Genomic DNA, 15879 nt, shown 5'->3' on the forward strand with positions numbered 1-15879 from the left:
GATGACTGCAACAACTCAGAAGCAGAACCCGGATGTCGCTGTCAGTCCGAATGTCGTCGTCGGCCACCCCCGACGCTCTTTCAAGCGGTGGGCCCGCGAAACCGGCTGGCGTCACATCATTGGCGTCATCATGTCGATCTTTGCGGCCTTCCCGCTGCTGTACGTGTTTAGTGCGTCGTTGAACCCCGGCGGCACCCTTGTCACCGCGAACTCGCTGTTCTCGAGTTTCAACTTTGGCAGCTACGTCGATCTTTTCAACCGGCCTCAGCAGCCTTACGCAGCGTGGTTCGGCAATACTCTGCTGATCGGCGGCATTTCCTCGCTGGGAACTGTGTTCCTTGGCGCCCTCGCGGCATATGCGTTTTCACGCATGCGCTTCATCGGCCGACGCGTCGGGTTGCTGACGCTGCTGCTCGTGCAGATGTTTCCCCAGCTGCTCGCGGTTGTGGCGATCTTCTTGCTGCTCTCGGGCATCTCAGAGATCTTCCCCGCGATTGGGCTCAACAGCCAGATCGGGCTCATCATGGTCTACCTCGGCGGCGCGCTCGGAGTGAACACCTACCTGATGTACGGGTTCTTCAACACTGTGCCGTCATCCATTGATGAAGCAGCGAAGATCGATGGCGCAGGTCACGCGCGCATCTTCTTCACGATCATCCTGCGTCTCGTTGCGCCGATCTTGGCGGTCGTCGGTCTGCTCTCGTTCGTAGGAACGACGAGCGAGTTCGTAATCGCCAGCATCGTGCTGATCGATCCAGACAAGCAGACCCTCGCGGTTGGCCTCTACCAATTCGTGTCTCAAGAGTTCTCGCGCAACTGGAGCATCTTCGCTGCCGGTGCCGTGCTCGCGGCCATCCCCGTGATGACCCTGTTCTTGTTCCTGCAGAAGTACATCGTCGGTGGGCTAACGGCAGGAAGCGTGAAGTAATGGATGCCCTTCTCCCGCACCACGATGGCTCGGCGCTGCACGTCTCTACGCAGACGCCCGCGCTCGGCGATACCGTCACTGTGCGCCTTCGCGTGCCGGTGGGTTACGGCCCGCTGAAGGCTGTGCGGGTGCGTGAAAATCCCGACCACGAACCGCGCTGGACGGATGCTCGCCTCACCGGAACCGCGGCGGGCTGGGACTGGTGGCAAGCTGACATCGTTGTCGACAACCTGCGTCACGGCTATCGCTGGTTGCTCGTGCATGATGCTGCGGATGATGTCGAGGCAAAGCCACGCCACAGCGCGTCGGATCTTGCCGCTTCCGCGCACGGCAATGCCGGCCGCATCGAATGGCTCAACCAGAGCGGGCTGCACTCGATCGAGACGCTCGACTCCGAAGACTTTGCGCTGCTTGCCACTCCGGCCGCCCCGGAGTGGTTGGCAGAGACGGTGATGTATCAGGTGTTCCCGGATCGGTTCGCCCGGTCATCCGCTGCTGACGCTCACGCGAAGCCTGAGTGGGCCATCGCTGCCCGCTGGGATGAACCGGTCGACCCGGTGTTGCCAGGGCGGTCGCAACAGTTCTATGGGGGTGACCTCGACGGCATCACCGAGCACCTCGAGCACCTGACCTCGCTCGGCGTGACGATGCTGTACCTCACGCCCATCTTTCCGGCTCGCTCGAACCATCGCTATGACGCGTCGAGTTTCGTGGATGTCGATGAACTGTTGGGCGGGCGCGAAGCGCTGCTCCGTTTGGTGGGGGAGGCCCACGCTCGCGGCCTCAAGGTCATCGGCGATCTGACGACGAACCACTCGGGCGACGCCCACGAGTGGTTTCAGGCAGCGATTGGAAAGCCGGACGCTGCCGAGGGTGACTTCTACTACTTCACGAATGACGAGCACACCGAGTACGTTGGCTGGCTGGGTACGCCAAGCCTGCCCAAGTTCAACTGGAACTCGACCGAGCTGCGCCGCCGCTTCATCGAGGGCGAAGATTCGGTGGTCGCGCACTGGTTGAAGGAGCCGTACAACTTTGACGGTTGGCGCGTGGATGTCGCGAACATGACCGGTCGAATGGGCGCTGAAGACCTCAACGAGGAGGTGCGGCAGATCATCCGTCGCACCATGGAAGACGTGAATCCTGACACGGTGCTGTTGGCGGAGTCGACGAACGATGCCGCGAGCGATCTGCAGGGTGATGCCTGGCACGGAGCGATGACCTATCCCTCGTTCACGCGGCCGGTGTGGGGTTGGCTCACTGAACCGGGGGACACCTCGCATGTGACGGCTGATGGTTCTATCGACCCCGAGGCGTGGTTCTTTGGGCAGCCGATCGGTGGCATCCCGAACTACAGCGCGCGAGACTTCGCTGAAATGACCGTACGGTTCACGGCCAGCATTCCGTGGCGCATCCGGCTCGGAAACATGAACGCGCTCGACACTCACGACACCGCGCGATTCCGCACCCATGCGCCCGCCGAGAATGTGCCACTCGCCCTCGCGCTCTCGGTCACGCTGCCAGGGGTGCCCGTCGTGTTCGCGGGTGACGAGTTCGGCCTCAGCGGTGACGATGGCGAAATGTCGCGCACACCGATGCCGTGGGGAACCGAAACTGACCCCGCTATTGCGCCGACTCTCGATGTTTATCGCCAGCTGATCGCGCTTCGCACCCAACTGCCCACACTCTCGCACGGTGGCCTGCGCTGGCTGCACGTTGCCGCTGACGCTCTCGTCTTTGTGCGCGAAGATGCCAACGCCACCGTGCTCGTGGTTGTCGCGCGCTCGCCGCTGACCGTGACGCTCCGGGCGGGGGCCATTGCCGCGACCGGGTTGGCACCGAACGACGACGCTTCGGAAGGCACCGCGACGAGCGGGGCGGATGTCACAGCACCCGCGTTCCTCACGGGTGACGCGACTCTGGCATCCTCTCCCGCCGGGCTCACGCTCTCGGCGGCCGCCCACACTTGCGCTATCTGGACTCTGCCCGGGGTCGAGTACCCCGCTTAGTCGCGCTCAGCACCGCGCCGCTGGCCGGATGCCTCAGGATTGCTGGCCGCGCAAGGGTTGCGCTGGTGTTAGATTCTGCATGGCACCTTGTGCCCTGCCGCCGTGTACCCGCGCGCCGACAAGTCCGCTGTCGAGAGAGTGGGTTGAATGCGTATCGCCGCAGTCACCGCAAACACCGATCGCGCTCTCGGGCGGGTTCTGCGCTCCCTGGCGATCGAGCTCTTGTGGCTGCTTGGCGCAGTGGGCCTCGCGTTGCTTGTGGTCACCTACTTGGCTGGAACATCTGGGCGTGGCGAGTTGATGTTCCTCGATGGCGATTCCATGATCGTGCCCCTATTCTCACGGTCACTCCTCGAGGGCACTGCGAGCAATTGGGCGATGTCTGCCGTGCTGTTCGTGCCCGAGATCGCCCTGTTCCTTCTGCTCTCGCTGGCTGGCCGGGGTATCCACGAAGCACAATTCCTTTCGGCGGTTGCGAACTTTGTTGCCCTGTACCTGGTGTTTCGAGTTGCCGCACTAACGGTGGTCAAGGGCAACCGGGCGGCGCTCGCAGCGACCGCAGGTTTCGCAACCGTATGCCTCCTCGCGATCACCGAGGGCAGCGGTGATGGCGATAGCCCAGAACTTGCCTCGCTTGTGGCGATGACCACCTATTACGCAGCGACGGTCTTGGGCGCCGTGCTCGCTGTGGGCTTTACGCGCCGCATCGTCGCTAGCCCATCGCCGCGACGCGGCCTCGTGATCGCACTCTTCGCCATTGTGGCGCTTTCGGTATTCTCCAACCCGCTCTACCTTGCGTGGGCCACTGCGCCCCTTGTCGTGATCGTGATTGTCGTTACCGCTGGTCCTCGCTGGGGGCGCCCGCCGCTGTGGACAATCGTCGCGCTTGTTGGCGGCTCCGCGCTCGGGTATCTGCTGCGGATTCCGCTCGCGCCGTGGATCGTCGCAGACCCGGATAACTACCTTCAGCCGAGTCGCTCCCGGGCATCCTTCGAGTATTACTGGTCCCTGCTCCTTGAACGACTGTCGAGTCCGGCCGGCGTTCTCGCGGTTGCCATCATCGTCGCGATGACACTGCTCGGCGTGTGGCTTACCGTGCACTCGCTTCGCCACGGTGCCACCGCCTCCGCTGTTGTCGCGGCGTATTCGTGGTTTGCTCCCTTAGCGACCACGGTTGGCTTCATCCTGATGGGCACCGAAGCGTCCCGTTACCTGCAGCCGTGGGCATTCGCTCCGGCTCTCGCCCTTGTCGTTCTGATCGCGGATGCGCGGCGCGCGGCACCCGCCGAAACACCGTGGCGGCGGCTCATAGCTTTCGCCGCAGTGCCCGCGTTGCTCGGCGGTGCCGTGTTTGTCGCGGCACTTCCGGCGGCCACCCAGCGAGCGACCGAGCAGGATGCATCACTCGCCTGTGCCGTCGACTGGGTGGACGCATCGGGCGCGGTTGGTGCCGGCCAGTTCTGGAGCGTTCGCGCCGTCAAGACTCACGCGGATGATCCGACCAAGCTCATCCAAACCGATTTCGCTCTTCGCGACTACGCGTGGCTGGTCGAGCGAGCAGACTTTACCGAGCGCGAGGTGTCATTTCTGATTGTTGACGATCAGAGCTCGCCCTTCACTCTTCCGCCCGCCGCTGAGGACCTGCCCTCGACCACGATCGACTGCGGCCGCTTTCAGATTCTCGACTTCAGCCCGGCGAGTATCACTCGGCCGTAACGTCGATGAGCACCTTGCCGACCGCTCCGCTCTCAACGAGAGCATGGGCATCCGCCGTGTGGGCAAGATCGAAACGGTGCAGCGGCAAACCAGTCTTGTCGCCGATGCCGAGGGCGCCGTCTTCTAGCGCCGCATTGATCGTTTCTCCCGCCGCGCGAATCGCGTCGATCCCGACGGTGTACAGCAGCACGAATTGGTAGCGCACGTTGAGCGCGAAGTGGCGGCGCACGTCGAGAGTCACGAGATCTCCGCCGTTGTTGGCGTAGACCGCGATTGACCCCCGATTGCGGATGACCGCGAGGTCGAGGTCCGCATTCTGGGCGGGGGCGACTTCAACAATCTGATCAACACCATCTGGAGCGATCGCGCGAATCTGGTCGACGATGTCGGAGTCGGTGTACGTGAGCACATGGTGGGCGCCAGCCGCGGTGGCGAGTGCAGCTTTCGCTGGGCCGCTCACGGTCGTGATGACGGTTGCTCCGGCCCACCGCGCCAGTTGAATGGCGGCATGACCGACAGCGCCGGCTCCACCGGCCACGAGCACAACTTTGTCAGCGAGAGCAGTTGGATGCAGTTGGTCGGGTCCGTCTTCGGCAACGGTGAGCGCGCGGTACGCGGTGATCGCGGGAACCCCGAGGCTTGCACCCTGGTCAAAACTCGCGCTGTCTGGCAGAACGAAAACCCGTTCGGCGGGAAGCACCGCCTGCTCTTGACTCGTGCCGCTGCTCGCGCGCTGGTACGCGGCAAGCGCCAGCCACACGCGATCACCCACGCCAACATTCTGAACGTCAGCGCCGATCGCCTCGACAATTCCGGAACCATCTTGGCCGGGCACGACGTCGTCGAAGGGCAATGCCTGACCGGATGCTGCGCCGCGGCGTGACTTCCAATCGGTAGGGTTTACCCCGCTCACGACGATGCGCACGCGCACCTCATCAGGACCGGGTTCGAGCACTGGCCGCTCCACAAGCTGAAGGACAGAAGGGTCGCCGGTCTCGCGGTAAACAATTGCTTTCATGCTGAGGACAACACGGTCGAGGGGCGGGAAATTTCTCCCATCACCAACGTCACCGAAGAATCCTGTCGCTACGACGTGATCGACTCCCGCGCCGCCACAAAGGCTTCAACGCAGCGCGTGATGTCCTCGCTCGAGTGCCCGGCAGACACCTGCACGCGAATGCGAGCTTTTCCGAGCGGCACGACGGGGAATGAGAAAGCGATCACGTACACGCCAAGCGTGAGCAGGGCATCCGCCATCGCGACAGCTTCATGCTCGTCGGCGAACATGACCGGAATGATCGGATGCTCGCCCGGCAGCAACGTGAACCCGGCCTCAGCCATCCCGCTGCGGAACTGTTCAGCATTCGCTTTGAGCTTGGCGCGGCTCTCGGCGCCTTCCGCTACAAGGTTGAGCGCTTCGATTGAGCCAGCAACCACGGATGGTGCAACGGCGTTGGAGAACAGGTACGGGCGGGCGCGCTGGCGCAGCAGTTCCACGATCTCGGCGTGGGCACTGATGTAACCACCGGATGCTCCGCCCAGCGCCTTGCCGAGCGTGCCCGAGATGATGTCGACGCGGTCAGAAACTCCGCAGTGTTCTGGAGTGCCAGCACCGCTCTCGCCGACGAAGCCGACGGCGTGCGAGTCATCGACCATGACCATCGCGTCATACTGCTCGGCAAGGTCGCAGATCGCTTCGAGCGGGGCGAGGTAGCCGTCCATCGAGAAGACGCCGTCGGTGACGATAAGGCGGCGACGGGCATCCTTCGCGGCAACCAACTGTGCTTCAAGGTCGGCCATGTCGCGGTTCTTGTAGCGGTAGCGGGCGGCCTTGGAAAGGCGGATGCCATCGATGATCGAAGCGTGGTTCAGCTCGTCCGAAATCACGGCATCTTCGGCGGTGAGCAGCACCTCAAAAATGCCGCCATTGGCGTCAAAGCAGGAGGGGAACAGGATGGTCGCCTCCATGCTCAGCAGCGCCGAAAGTCGGTTCTCGAGCTCAACGTGCTGGGTCTGGGTGCCGCAAATAAAGCGCACACTCGCCATGCCGAAGCCCCATTCGTCGAGGGCTTCCTTAGCGGCTTCGACAAGGCGCGGATGATTGGCAAGACCGAGGTAGTTGTTGGCGCAAAAGTTGAGCACCGGCTTGCCCGCTGACTCAACGTGGGCTGACTGGGCAGTATCGAGTTGGCGTTCGGTCTTGTAGAGACCGGCCGAGCGGATCTCGCCCAGAGTCTCGGTGAGTTGTTCGCGAACTGTTCCGTACATGATGTTCTCCTGAAAGTTGTGGGGTGGCCGCAGTAGCGCAGCCGAAGTGGGGTGGTCGGCTACGACCAGTCGATGATGACTTTGCCGCCGTTGCCGCGGCGGGCGGTGGCGAATGCCTCTTCCCACTGTTCGGCGGGGAAGCGGTCGGTGACGACGGCAGCGATATCTAAGCCGGTGTGCACCATCGCGTTCATGGCGTACCAGGTCTCGAACATTTCGCGGCCATAGATGCCTTTGATCGTGATCATGTGGGTCACGACGGTGGCCCAGTCGATGCTGATCGGCTCGGCGGGGAGGCCAAGCATCGCGATGCGGCCGCCCTGGTTCATATTGGTGATCATCTCGGGCAGGGCTGTTGCGTGCCCACTCATTTCGAGGCCAATGTCGAAGCCCTCTTTCATGCCGAGCTGCTCTTGGGCTTCGGAGATGCGCGTTGTGGACACGTTGATCGCAAGGCTCACGCCCATTTCTCGGGCGAGCTGGAGCCGTTCTTCGTTGACGTCGGTCATCACAATGTGGCGGGCACCAATGTGGCGCGCAACTTTCGCGGCCATGAGCCCGATGGGGCCGGCGCCAGTGATGAGCACATCTTCGCCAACCATGGGGAACGACAGCGCAGTGTGCACGGCGTTGCCGAGCGGATCGAAGATGGCAGCAAGCTCGGGGTCGATATCGAGCGGATGCTGCCACACATTCTGTTCGGGAATCACCACGAACTCGGCGAACGCCCCATCGCGGTTCACGCCAATGCTTGACGTGAACTTGCACAGGTGGCGTCGCCCGGCGCGACAGTTGCGGCAGTGGCCGCAGACCACATGGCCTTCACCGGAGACGAGAGCGCCAACGTCTACCGAGGTGACACCCTCGCCGAGCTCAACGACGTGGCCGGAGAATTCGTGGCCAGGAATCAGGGGAGCGTTGATCGCTCCGGCGGCCCAGGCATCCCACGATTCAATGTGCAGGTCGGTGCCACAAATGCCGGTGCGCGCGACACGAATCTTTACTTCGCCGCGACCCGGGGTCGGTTCTGGGCGTTCGGCCAAAATCAAGCCGGGTCCGGCTTTGTCCTTATAGAGGGCTTTCATCGTTGATTGCTCCTAGTTGTGAGGGGCGTCATCTCCGGTGGGCTTGTGGCGTGACGGTGATGCGATCTCTGCGGTTGTGTCTTAGTGGTGGTGCACGTGCTCCCGGTCGATGTTACTTTCGGGTTCGATCTGGAACGTCGAATGTTCGATGCTGAGCTCGAAATGTTCGGCGACACACTTTTGCAGTGCCGGCAGCATTTCACCAGCATGGCCGTCGCGGAAGCAGGAATCTTCGACAATGACGTGGGCGGTGAGCACTGGCAGGTCGGAGGAGATGCGCGTGATGTGCAGGTCGTGCACGTCGGTGACATGCTCCATCTCCATGATGTGGGCGCGAACATCTTCGGGATCGATGCCTTTGGGTGTGGATTCCAGCAGCACCCCCAAACTTGCGGTGAGCAGGATAATCGTGCGCGGCACAATCAGGATTGCGATCAGGATGCCGGCTACTGCATCCGCTTGATACCAACCGAGGGTGGCGATAAGAATTGCGCTCACGATGACAGCGACGGAGCCCAGAGCGTCATTGACGACTTCGAGGAACGCGGCCTTCATATTGAGGTTAGAGTTTCGGCCACCGGTGAGCACAATCATGGCGGCGATATTGGCGACGAGGCCGATAATTCCGAAGATGAGGAGGCTGCCAGCCTGAATCTCAGGCGGGTCGAACAGCCGTCGGATGCCTTCCACGAGAGCATAAATTCCGACAGCAAAAAGCAGCGATGACTGTGCCATCGCGCTGAGCACTTCGGTGCGTCTTAGACCCCAAGAATGTTTGTTGGTGGCGGGGCGCTGCATGAGGCCGGCAGCGAGAAGGGCCATGAGAAGCCCGGCGGAGTCGGTGAGCATGTGTGCGGTGTCGACGAGCAGTGCGAGGCTGCCAGTGACAATGGCACCGATCGCTTGAGCAATGACCACACCGACAGTGATGATGAAAGCGATCAACAATCGGCGGCGATTATTGTTTCCGGCCGCGTGGTTGTGTCCGGCGCCCACTAGCTCACCTCCAGTGCGCTGAGCGATTGTCTGCGCTGGCGCCCGAGATTGGCGTCGTTGAGCCAGTCGAGGGAGCGGGCGTCTGCGTGGCGCACGGTCGTGGTTCGGCTCATGGGGCGAGTCTAATTGCCCCAACGGCGCATCCCTATCGTGAGGCTTAAGGGATTGGCGCGCGATCTAAATCTTGGGCTGCCGCACCGAGGAACTCGGTCGAAACTGGCGTTGGTGGCGGGCCTTCGCAGCATCGAGCGTTGTGCAGGTACCGAGGGGGCATGCACGGTTGTCGCTGATGAAGTATTCGCCGCTGGAGTTTCGTTCGATCATGCCAGCGAATTCTCCGCCGGCGTTGCCCACCCAGAGACCCGCTTGGATGCTTGTCCACGCCACTGTCGGGCGTGCTTTGTCGGCGGGACCTTCGGTCGGCCGGGGCGAGGCAATCGTCATAGTTATCTACTCCTTCGAGTTCACACTATTCATGACGTCGGACACTCATCCGGGGGTGCACCGCTGCTGTGCGGTGTCGTGCACCTTTGATTCAACCCCTCTGGGAGCCGTCTGTCGACCCCTCATGTGAGCATTTCCTCAGTCGCTGACATTCGCTGCTCACGCTGATGCAAAAATACTCACGTTGTGAGAGTGGCTGGTGGTGATGACGCAACATAGCCCCCACTGGTGCGTCGCCGCGTTGCGTTCGGCGCAACAATGCTGCGCTAGTCCGCTGCCACGACCGCGCGACTATCCCGCACAGCCGCCGGGAGTTATCATCGACTAAGAGTGGCTTGGAGCAGTGCTGATCGTCGCCGGTCACTCGACAGTTTCGCTTTCTGCGGTGGCGCGATTGTCAACAGCAACCGGTGGCCCAAGGCCCGACGGTGCATCGATTGGCATCCCGTAATCTTCGTTACAGAAAGCTGCCATGACCTCGACCGACTCCATCCTGCGCGGCTATTTGAGTGACAACGCTGCCGGTGCTTCGCCGCAGATTTTGGATGCCATCGTTGCGGCATCCGCTGGCCCGGCAGCTCCCTATGGTAACGATGCGCTCACCGCCCAGATGCGCGCGAAGATGGCGGCAGCGTTCGAGTGCGATCTTGACGTCTTTGCCGTCGGAACGGGTTCAGCAGCGAACGGTATTGGCCTTGCCGCTCTGACCCGGCCGTGGGGGAGCATCCTCGCTCACGCTGATAGCCACATTCAGAATGATGAGGCCGGTGCGCCCGAGTTCTTCACCGACGGCTCCAAGATTGTGTTGCTCGGCGGCGAGCACTCCAAGATTGATCCCGACGGACTTCGGGCTGCCGTAAAAGTTGGGGTCGGCGACGTGCACAGTGTGCAAGCCTCCGTGCTCAGCATCACGCAGGTCACCGAGACTGGCAGCGTGTACACCATCGACGAATTGCGCGAATTGACGACGATTGCGCGCGACGCCGGGCTGCGCATCCACATGGATGGTGCCCGTTTCGCGAATGCTCTTGTTGCTCTCGATGTTTCGCCGGCGGAGATGACGTGGAAGCTTGGCGTCGACATGCTCTCCTTTGGCGCCACCAAGAATGGTGCGTTGACCTCGGATGCCATTGTCTGTTTTGATCCGAGCCTGGCGACCGAATTGTCGTTCCGTCACAAGCGCGGCGGACAACTCGCCTCCAAGATGCGTTTTCAGGCAGCTCAACTCGATGCCTACCTCACCGATGACCTCTGGCTCGATAACGCACGTCAAGCCAACGCGATGGCTGCGCGCCTTCGTGAGGGAATCGCGGATGTCGCCGGCGTGACTGTCACGAGTGAGCCCGGCAGCAACATCCTCTTCGCCATCTTCTCCGATGAGCTCACCGAAGCACTCCACGATCGCGGGTTCGGTTTTTACGCCAACCGGTGGGAGGCGGGGGTTGTGCGCATTGTGGTGTCGTATGTCCACCAGGCTGCCGATATTGATGACTTCGTGGCTGCCATTCGCGAACTGGCGTAGGCAGCCTGCGCACCCCGCAATGCGCGGATGGTGCGCTGACGGCTGGAGGAGTAGCGTCGAGACATGACCGCTTCTACAACAACGCGCCCTGCGACGGTTGATTCCGTGCTGGCGGAGTTGGCCGCGCTCGAGGATGCGAAAGTGCGGGCAGTAAACGAACGCCACGGCGATGACCACGGTGTGAATCTCAGCAAGCTGAGAGCTGTTGCCAAAGGGCTGAAGACGCAGCATCCGCTTGCCCTCGAATTGTGGGCTACTGACGACACCGCAGCCCAGCTCGTTGCGTTACTAATTTGCCGCCCGAAAGACTTCACCCGTGCTGAACTGGATGCCATGGTGCGCCAGGCGCGGGCATCGAAAGTTCGCGACTGGTTGATCAACTATGTCGTGAAGAAGAGCCCGCACTTTGAGGAGTTGCGCGTGGCGTGGTCGGCCGATCCAGATGCTTCGGTGAGGAGCGCGGGCTGGGCGCTCACGGCTGACCGGGTTCGCAAGAATGCTGACGGCCTCGACCTTCGCCGCTTGCTCGATGTTGTCGATGCCGAGATGAAAGATGCCCCGGATCGCCTGCAATGGGAAATGAATAACACACTCGCCTTCATCGGAATCGAGCACGCTGAACTGCGAGACCGTGCTCTCGAGATCGGCGAGCGGCTTGAGATACTGAAGGACTATCCGACGCCACCGGGCTGCACTTCGCCGTATGTGCCCCTGTGGATTGCAGAGATGGTGCGTCGCCAAGAGGAGCGGTAGCGTCGAAACATGAGCGAGTCGGCCTCGCCCCGTTAGGGGCTGCTGCTCAGCCGGGGGCCTCTGCTGTCGATTACGATCGAGGTGGATGCACTGAAGGGGGTGGTTGGCGTGACGGGGCAAGCGATAAACGTTATTCGAGCGTTGCGTGCTGCTCTCCTGCTGATCGCTGCGCTGCTGACAGTTCTTGCGCTAGTGATGATGCACGCGGTGGCTGCTGACGCCAACACGCAGCACGCATCCAGCACGCACGGAGTCAGTGAGCACGCAGTAATTCATACTGACGTCATCCCCCATAAGTCCGACTCCCCGAGTGTCGAACTGTGCCCGTGCCCTGTCGGTTCCGGTTCATCGATGACGATAGCTGACTGCACCCCTGTCGCAGCCCTTACCGGCCTGGTGGTCGTGGCGTCGTTGCGTGCAGAGTGCGCCGGTTTCGCGCCGATCGCTCCGGTGGCATCGCAGCATGCTGGCACTCTTGCGCACGCGCAGACACCGTCTCTTCACGCACTTTCTATTAGTCGCACCTGATCGGTCTGATGTCGGCTCCGCCGAGATCTCTACGGCATCCGTTGTGGTGCTGCCGATGTGTGTACGAAGAACGTGAAGGAACCCAGTGAAGAACAGAATCAAGAAGAATGTCGTTGCGCTCATTGGCGGCGCAACCGTTGCCGCCGTCGGCTTGGTGGGGTGTGCGCCAACGTCCCCTCTTGAGAGTGCGGAGATTGCGCCGTCAGCGCTCAGCGTTTTCGAGCACGTGCATGGTTTAGGCATCGACTCTGACGAGAACGTACTCGTGGCAAGCCATGAGGGCATCTATCGGGTGGATGCTGCCGGCGAGTTGAGCGGTCCGCTTGGTGGTGAGACGTTCGATGCGATGGGATTCGCGTCGGCTGGCGACCAGTATTTCGTGTCAGGGCATCCAAGTGCAGGGTCAACCACTTTCGAGGGCCCGAACCTGGGGCTCCTCTCTAGCGCGGATGCGGGGGAGTCGTGGACGAGCGTGTCGCTTGCTGGTGCGACTGACTTTCACGCACTTTCGGTGAATCAGAACGATCCGACCCGGCTCTATGGGCTGTCTTCAGATGGAGCGCCACTGCTGGCCAGTGCTGACGGCGGCGTCACGTGGACCGAGGGCGCGAGCATCCAGGCCTATGCAGTGGTGCCTGACCCGAACGTACCCGACCGGCTGTATGCGACGACTCCTGACGGAATGATGGTCAGTGATGACGCCGGGCAGTCCTTTAGCTCGCTCGCTGATACACCGCTTCTCTATCTGCTCGCAGCGCCGTCTGACGTTGAAGGCGCACTCGTTGGTGTGGATGTTGAGGGCGTCGTTTGGGTGCGTTCGGCTGAGGGCGAGGCGTGGTCTGATCGAGGCACGGTTGAGGGCACTGCCTATGCGCTGACGACCGGTACAGGCGGCGAGCGCATTGCGCTGATCGATGACCGTGGGCTTGTTGAGTCGTTCGACGGTGGCGAATCGTGGACGGTTCTCGCGGCGGGTTAGCCGCGCTAGGGCAAGGGGGCCGTCTCCGCGGCGCGTCGGCATCGGCTATTGACAATAGCCTGTAGGCTAACTATCTTAGCCACATGACGAAACGACCTTCAGGCGACGCAACCACCCAGTACCTCACGGTGCCCGGTGGCACCATCGCCTTCGATGAGCGTGGCACTGGCCCCCTTGTTCTCTTGGTCCCTGGCATGGGCGACCTCCGCTCGACCTACCGCTTTCTGGCTCCCGCGCTCGCGGCTGCTGGCTACCGCGTCGTGGCCACCGACCTCCGCGGCCACGGCGATAGCGACGCGAGCTTCCCCTCCTATGGCGACGTCGCGACGGCATCCGACATTTCGGCACTCCTGCGAAAGTTGGATGCTCCGGCCGTGGTCGTAGGCAACTCCATGGGTGCTGGCGCTGCAGTGATTGCCGCGGCAGAAACGCCCGACCTCGTCGCTGGTCTCGTGCTTGTTGGCCCATTCGTGCGGGAGCCAGCATCCGCGAATCCGTTCATGAAGCTCGTCATGCGGATCCTGATGGCGCGCCCCTGGGCTGCCGGGGTGTGGAAGGCGTATCTGCCAAAACTCTCTGCGGGCGCCAAGCCCGATGACTTCTCCCAGTATCGGGAAGGGGTGATTGCGGCGCTCAAGCGCCCCGGCTATGCGCGCGCCTTCAGTCTCACCACGCGCACCGATCACGTGACGGCGGGGGAGAGTTTGGCCGCCATCACGACCCCTACGCTTGTCATTATGGGCGACAAAGATCCCGACTTTCCCCACCCGAAAGCTGAAGCTGACTGGATCAGTTCCACTCTCGGCGGCACGACCGTGATGATCGAGGATGCCGGTCACTACCCGCAATCGCAGCAGCCTGAGCAGACGACCGCTGCGATTCTTGACTTTCTCAGTGCAACGGGTCGCGGCGTCGCAGACGACGGAAGCGAAGGCAACCGTGCCTAGGGCCGGGCTCAGCACCACCGCCGTCATCGAACGAGCCGCGCAACTTCTTGACGATCACGGCCCCGAGAGCCTCAGCTTGGCGAACGTCGCGGCGAGTTTTGGAGTGAGAATCCCCTCGCTTTATAAGCACGTTGACGGTGTGCGCGGTGTGCAGCGCGGCATTATGCTCAGCGCCAAAGCCAAGCTCACCACGGTCCTGGAGCAGGCCGCAGTCGGGCGGTCACGCGACGATGCCATTCGTGGCATTGCTGTTGCCTACCGCGACTGGGCGCTGCAACATCCAGGGCAGTATCCGCTCACCGTGCGCGCACCTGAACCCGATGATGCGGATGACGTGGCCGTGTCGGCTGCGAGCGTTGCCGTGATCTTCGCTGTTTTGGCGGGCTACAACCTGCGCAATGGTGACGCTGTGGATGCCACCCGTTTTCTCCGCTCAGCGCTGCACGGCTTTGTCTCGCTCGAAACGGGCGGAGCCTTCGAGCTTCCCGTCGACCGCGAACGTAGCTTCAGCAAGCTAGTCGAAAGCGTGGTGACGGCGCTCGCCGCGTGGGATGCAAACTAACGTCCCGTCGCGTCCTCTGCACGTGGCACTTCTCCGCGCCACTGGCCCGATTCGAAACCGTTGGATTCGATAAGTCGTTTGAATTCGGTGAGGTCTCTCGCGATCTGCATGTCATCAATCTGCAGAATCTCGCCAGCCTTCTCGACGAAACCTTCGGGCATCCAGTCCATCTGGAGGGTGACGCGGGTGGTGTCTTCGCTTAAGCGGTGGAACGTCACGACACCGGCGTGAACTTTGTCGCCGGTACTGTTCCAGGCGATGCGCTCGTCTGGAGTTTGCTCGACGATTTCGGCATCGAATTCGCGTTCAACTCCACCGACGGATACGTCCCAGTGCAGTCTGCGGTCATCGAGTTGCTTGATCGACGTCACACCAGACATGAATGCGGGGAAGTCTTCGAACTGTGTCCACTGGTTGTAGGCGACGCTAATTGGAACATCGACCTGAACGTCTTTCTTTACGGTTCCCATTACTAATCCTCCTATCGAGTGTGGATAATTACCTCCTTCACTCTAGAAAACTGAGCTCGACGAATACCTGATTTTGCAGCGATCGCGCAGGTGGCATTCGAGAGATTCCCAGAATTCTAGATTCCCGGATTCTCTGGGCGGCGCTAGGCTCGTGCCACTCACTCTCACTAGCGCACGTATGGGAAGGTGCTGATCGTGTCTGAGTCAACTGAACCGCTGGAGACCGCACCGTGGCTACCAGCTGAGTGGCAGCATCCGACTCACGTTGTCCTTCCGACGGGCCATCACCTTCGCCCCATCCGAGCATCCGACACCGAGCTTGATATGCCTGCAGTGATGGGCTCACGTGAACGGTTGTGGTCGCTTTATGGCGAAGCCTGGGGTTGGCCACCGGCGACCATGACGGCGGAACAGGATCGGGAAGACCTCCAACGCCATGCTGACGAAATGGAAATGCACGAGTCATTCAACTTCGCCCTCTTTGACGCGAACGAGACCGAGCTCATTGGGTGCGTCTACATCGACCCTGCGGAAGAACCAGGGGCGGATGCCGATATTTCGTGGTGGGTGCGCGACGAGTATGTCGGCTCTGCTGTGGAAGCAGCGTTGGGCGAGTTCGTTCCGGCGTGGATTGCCCGTGACTGGCCGCTCACTGCGCCGAACTATTACTAG

Annotated in this window: 16 protein-coding genes; 10 read left to right on the forward strand and 6 right to left on the reverse strand. The window is 61.8% G+C overall.

Annotated features, from left to right (window positions below; translation table 11 throughout):
• The first annotated feature begins 1 nt into the window (after position 1).
• From AC1ENN_RS02335 to AC1ENN_RS02345, 3 genes are all read left to right on the forward strand, one after another.
• Complete coding sequence (locus AC1ENN_RS02335; protein ID WP_480391661.1) at positions 2–928, forward strand: sugar ABC transporter permease; 927 nt, start codon at positions 2–4, stop codon at positions 926–928.
• Positions 928–2937, forward strand: a complete 2010-nt coding sequence (locus AC1ENN_RS02340) for a glycoside hydrolase family 13 protein (RefSeq protein ID WP_480406599.1) — start codon at positions 928–930, stop codon at positions 2935–2937. The genes AC1ENN_RS02335 and AC1ENN_RS02340 overlap by 1 nt, the downstream gene beginning before the upstream one ends.
• 147 nt (positions 2938–3084) lie before the next feature.
• Complete coding sequence (locus AC1ENN_RS02345) at positions 3085–4653, forward strand: hypothetical protein (RefSeq protein ID WP_480406600.1); 1569 nt, start codon at positions 3085–3087, stop codon at positions 4651–4653.
• Here the strand turns inward: AC1ENN_RS02345 and AC1ENN_RS02350 are convergent.
• The 5 genes from AC1ENN_RS02350 to AC1ENN_RS02370 all read right to left on the reverse strand — a co-directional run bounded on the left by AC1ENN_RS02350 (position 4640) and on the right by AC1ENN_RS02370 (position 9446).
• Positions 4640–5671, reverse strand: a complete 1032-nt coding sequence (locus AC1ENN_RS02350) for an NADPH:quinone reductase (protein WP_480406601.1) — start codon at positions 5669–5671, stop codon at positions 4640–4642. The two genes, AC1ENN_RS02345 and AC1ENN_RS02350, sit on opposite strands and share 14 nt — an antisense overlap.
• Before the next feature lie 68 nt (positions 5672–5739).
• A complete protein-coding gene (locus AC1ENN_RS02355) occupies positions 5740–6921 on the reverse strand; it encodes a glycine C-acetyltransferase (RefSeq protein ID WP_480406602.1) in 1182 nt (393 codons plus the stop codon).
• Between the two features lie 59 nt (positions 6922–6980).
• Positions 6981–8006, reverse strand: a complete 1026-nt coding sequence (gene tdh / locus AC1ENN_RS02360; protein ID WP_480406603.1) for an L-threonine 3-dehydrogenase — start codon at positions 8004–8006, stop codon at positions 6981–6983.
• 81 nt (positions 8007–8087) lie between these two features.
• Positions 8088–9002 carry a cation diffusion facilitator family transporter gene (locus AC1ENN_RS02365; RefSeq protein WP_449648409.1) on the reverse strand — a complete coding sequence of 305 codons (915 nt, stop codon included), beginning with the start codon at positions 9000–9002 and terminating at the stop codon, positions 8088–8090.
• A 177-nt stretch (positions 9003–9179) separates the two neighbouring features.
• Positions 9180–9446, reverse strand: a complete 267-nt coding sequence (locus AC1ENN_RS02370) for a hypothetical protein (protein ID WP_480391667.1) — start codon at positions 9444–9446, stop codon at positions 9180–9182.
• Between the two features lie 472 nt (positions 9447–9918).
• Between AC1ENN_RS02370 and AC1ENN_RS02375 the strand changes: the two genes are divergently transcribed.
• From AC1ENN_RS02375 to AC1ENN_RS02400, 6 genes are all read left to right on the forward strand, one after another.
• Positions 9919–10968: a threonine aldolase family protein gene (locus AC1ENN_RS02375; protein ID WP_480391668.1), complete on the forward strand. Its 1050-nt coding sequence runs from the start codon at positions 9919–9921 to the stop codon at positions 10966–10968.
• Positions 10969–11031: 63 nt separating this feature from the next.
• Positions 11032–11721 (forward strand): DNA alkylation repair protein, encoded by a 690-nt coding sequence (locus tag AC1ENN_RS02380; RefSeq protein WP_480391669.1) that lies wholly within the window; start codon positions 11032–11034, stop codon positions 11719–11721.
• 81 nt (positions 11722–11802) lie between these two features.
• On the forward strand, positions 11803–12249 hold the full coding sequence (locus tag AC1ENN_RS02385; RefSeq protein ID WP_449648404.1) for a hypothetical protein: 447 nt from the start codon (positions 11803–11805) through the stop codon (positions 12247–12249).
• 85 nt (positions 12250–12334) lie between these two features.
• Positions 12335–13228, forward strand: coding sequence for a F510_1955 family glycosylhydrolase (locus tag AC1ENN_RS02390; protein WP_449648403.1), 894 nt, complete (start codon positions 12335–12337; stop codon positions 13226–13228).
• A gap of 83 nt (positions 13229–13311) precedes the next feature.
• Positions 13312–14175 (forward strand): alpha/beta fold hydrolase, encoded by an 864-nt coding sequence (locus AC1ENN_RS02395; protein ID WP_449648402.1) that lies wholly within the window; start codon positions 13312–13314, stop codon positions 14173–14175.
• Complete coding sequence (locus tag AC1ENN_RS02400; RefSeq protein WP_480406604.1) at positions 14168–14737, forward strand: TetR/AcrR family transcriptional regulator; 570 nt, start codon at positions 14168–14170, stop codon at positions 14735–14737. The genes AC1ENN_RS02395 and AC1ENN_RS02400 overlap by 8 nt, the downstream gene beginning before the upstream one ends.
• Here the strand turns inward: AC1ENN_RS02400 and AC1ENN_RS02405 are convergent.
• Positions 14734–15207 (reverse strand): SRPBCC family protein, encoded by a 474-nt coding sequence (locus tag AC1ENN_RS02405; RefSeq protein WP_449648400.1) that lies wholly within the window; start codon positions 15205–15207, stop codon positions 14734–14736. The two genes, AC1ENN_RS02400 and AC1ENN_RS02405, sit on opposite strands and share 4 nt — an antisense overlap.
• A 195-nt stretch (positions 15208–15402) precedes the next feature.
• Here AC1ENN_RS02405 and AC1ENN_RS02410 point away from each other — a divergent pair, with 195 nt between their 5' ends.
• Positions 15403–15879 carry a GNAT family N-acetyltransferase gene (locus tag AC1ENN_RS02410; protein ID WP_449648399.1) on the forward strand — a complete coding sequence of 159 codons (477 nt, stop codon included), beginning with the start codon at positions 15403–15405 and terminating at the stop codon, positions 15877–15879.

Source organism: Rhodoglobus sp. G.S.23 (assembly GCF_056675935.1).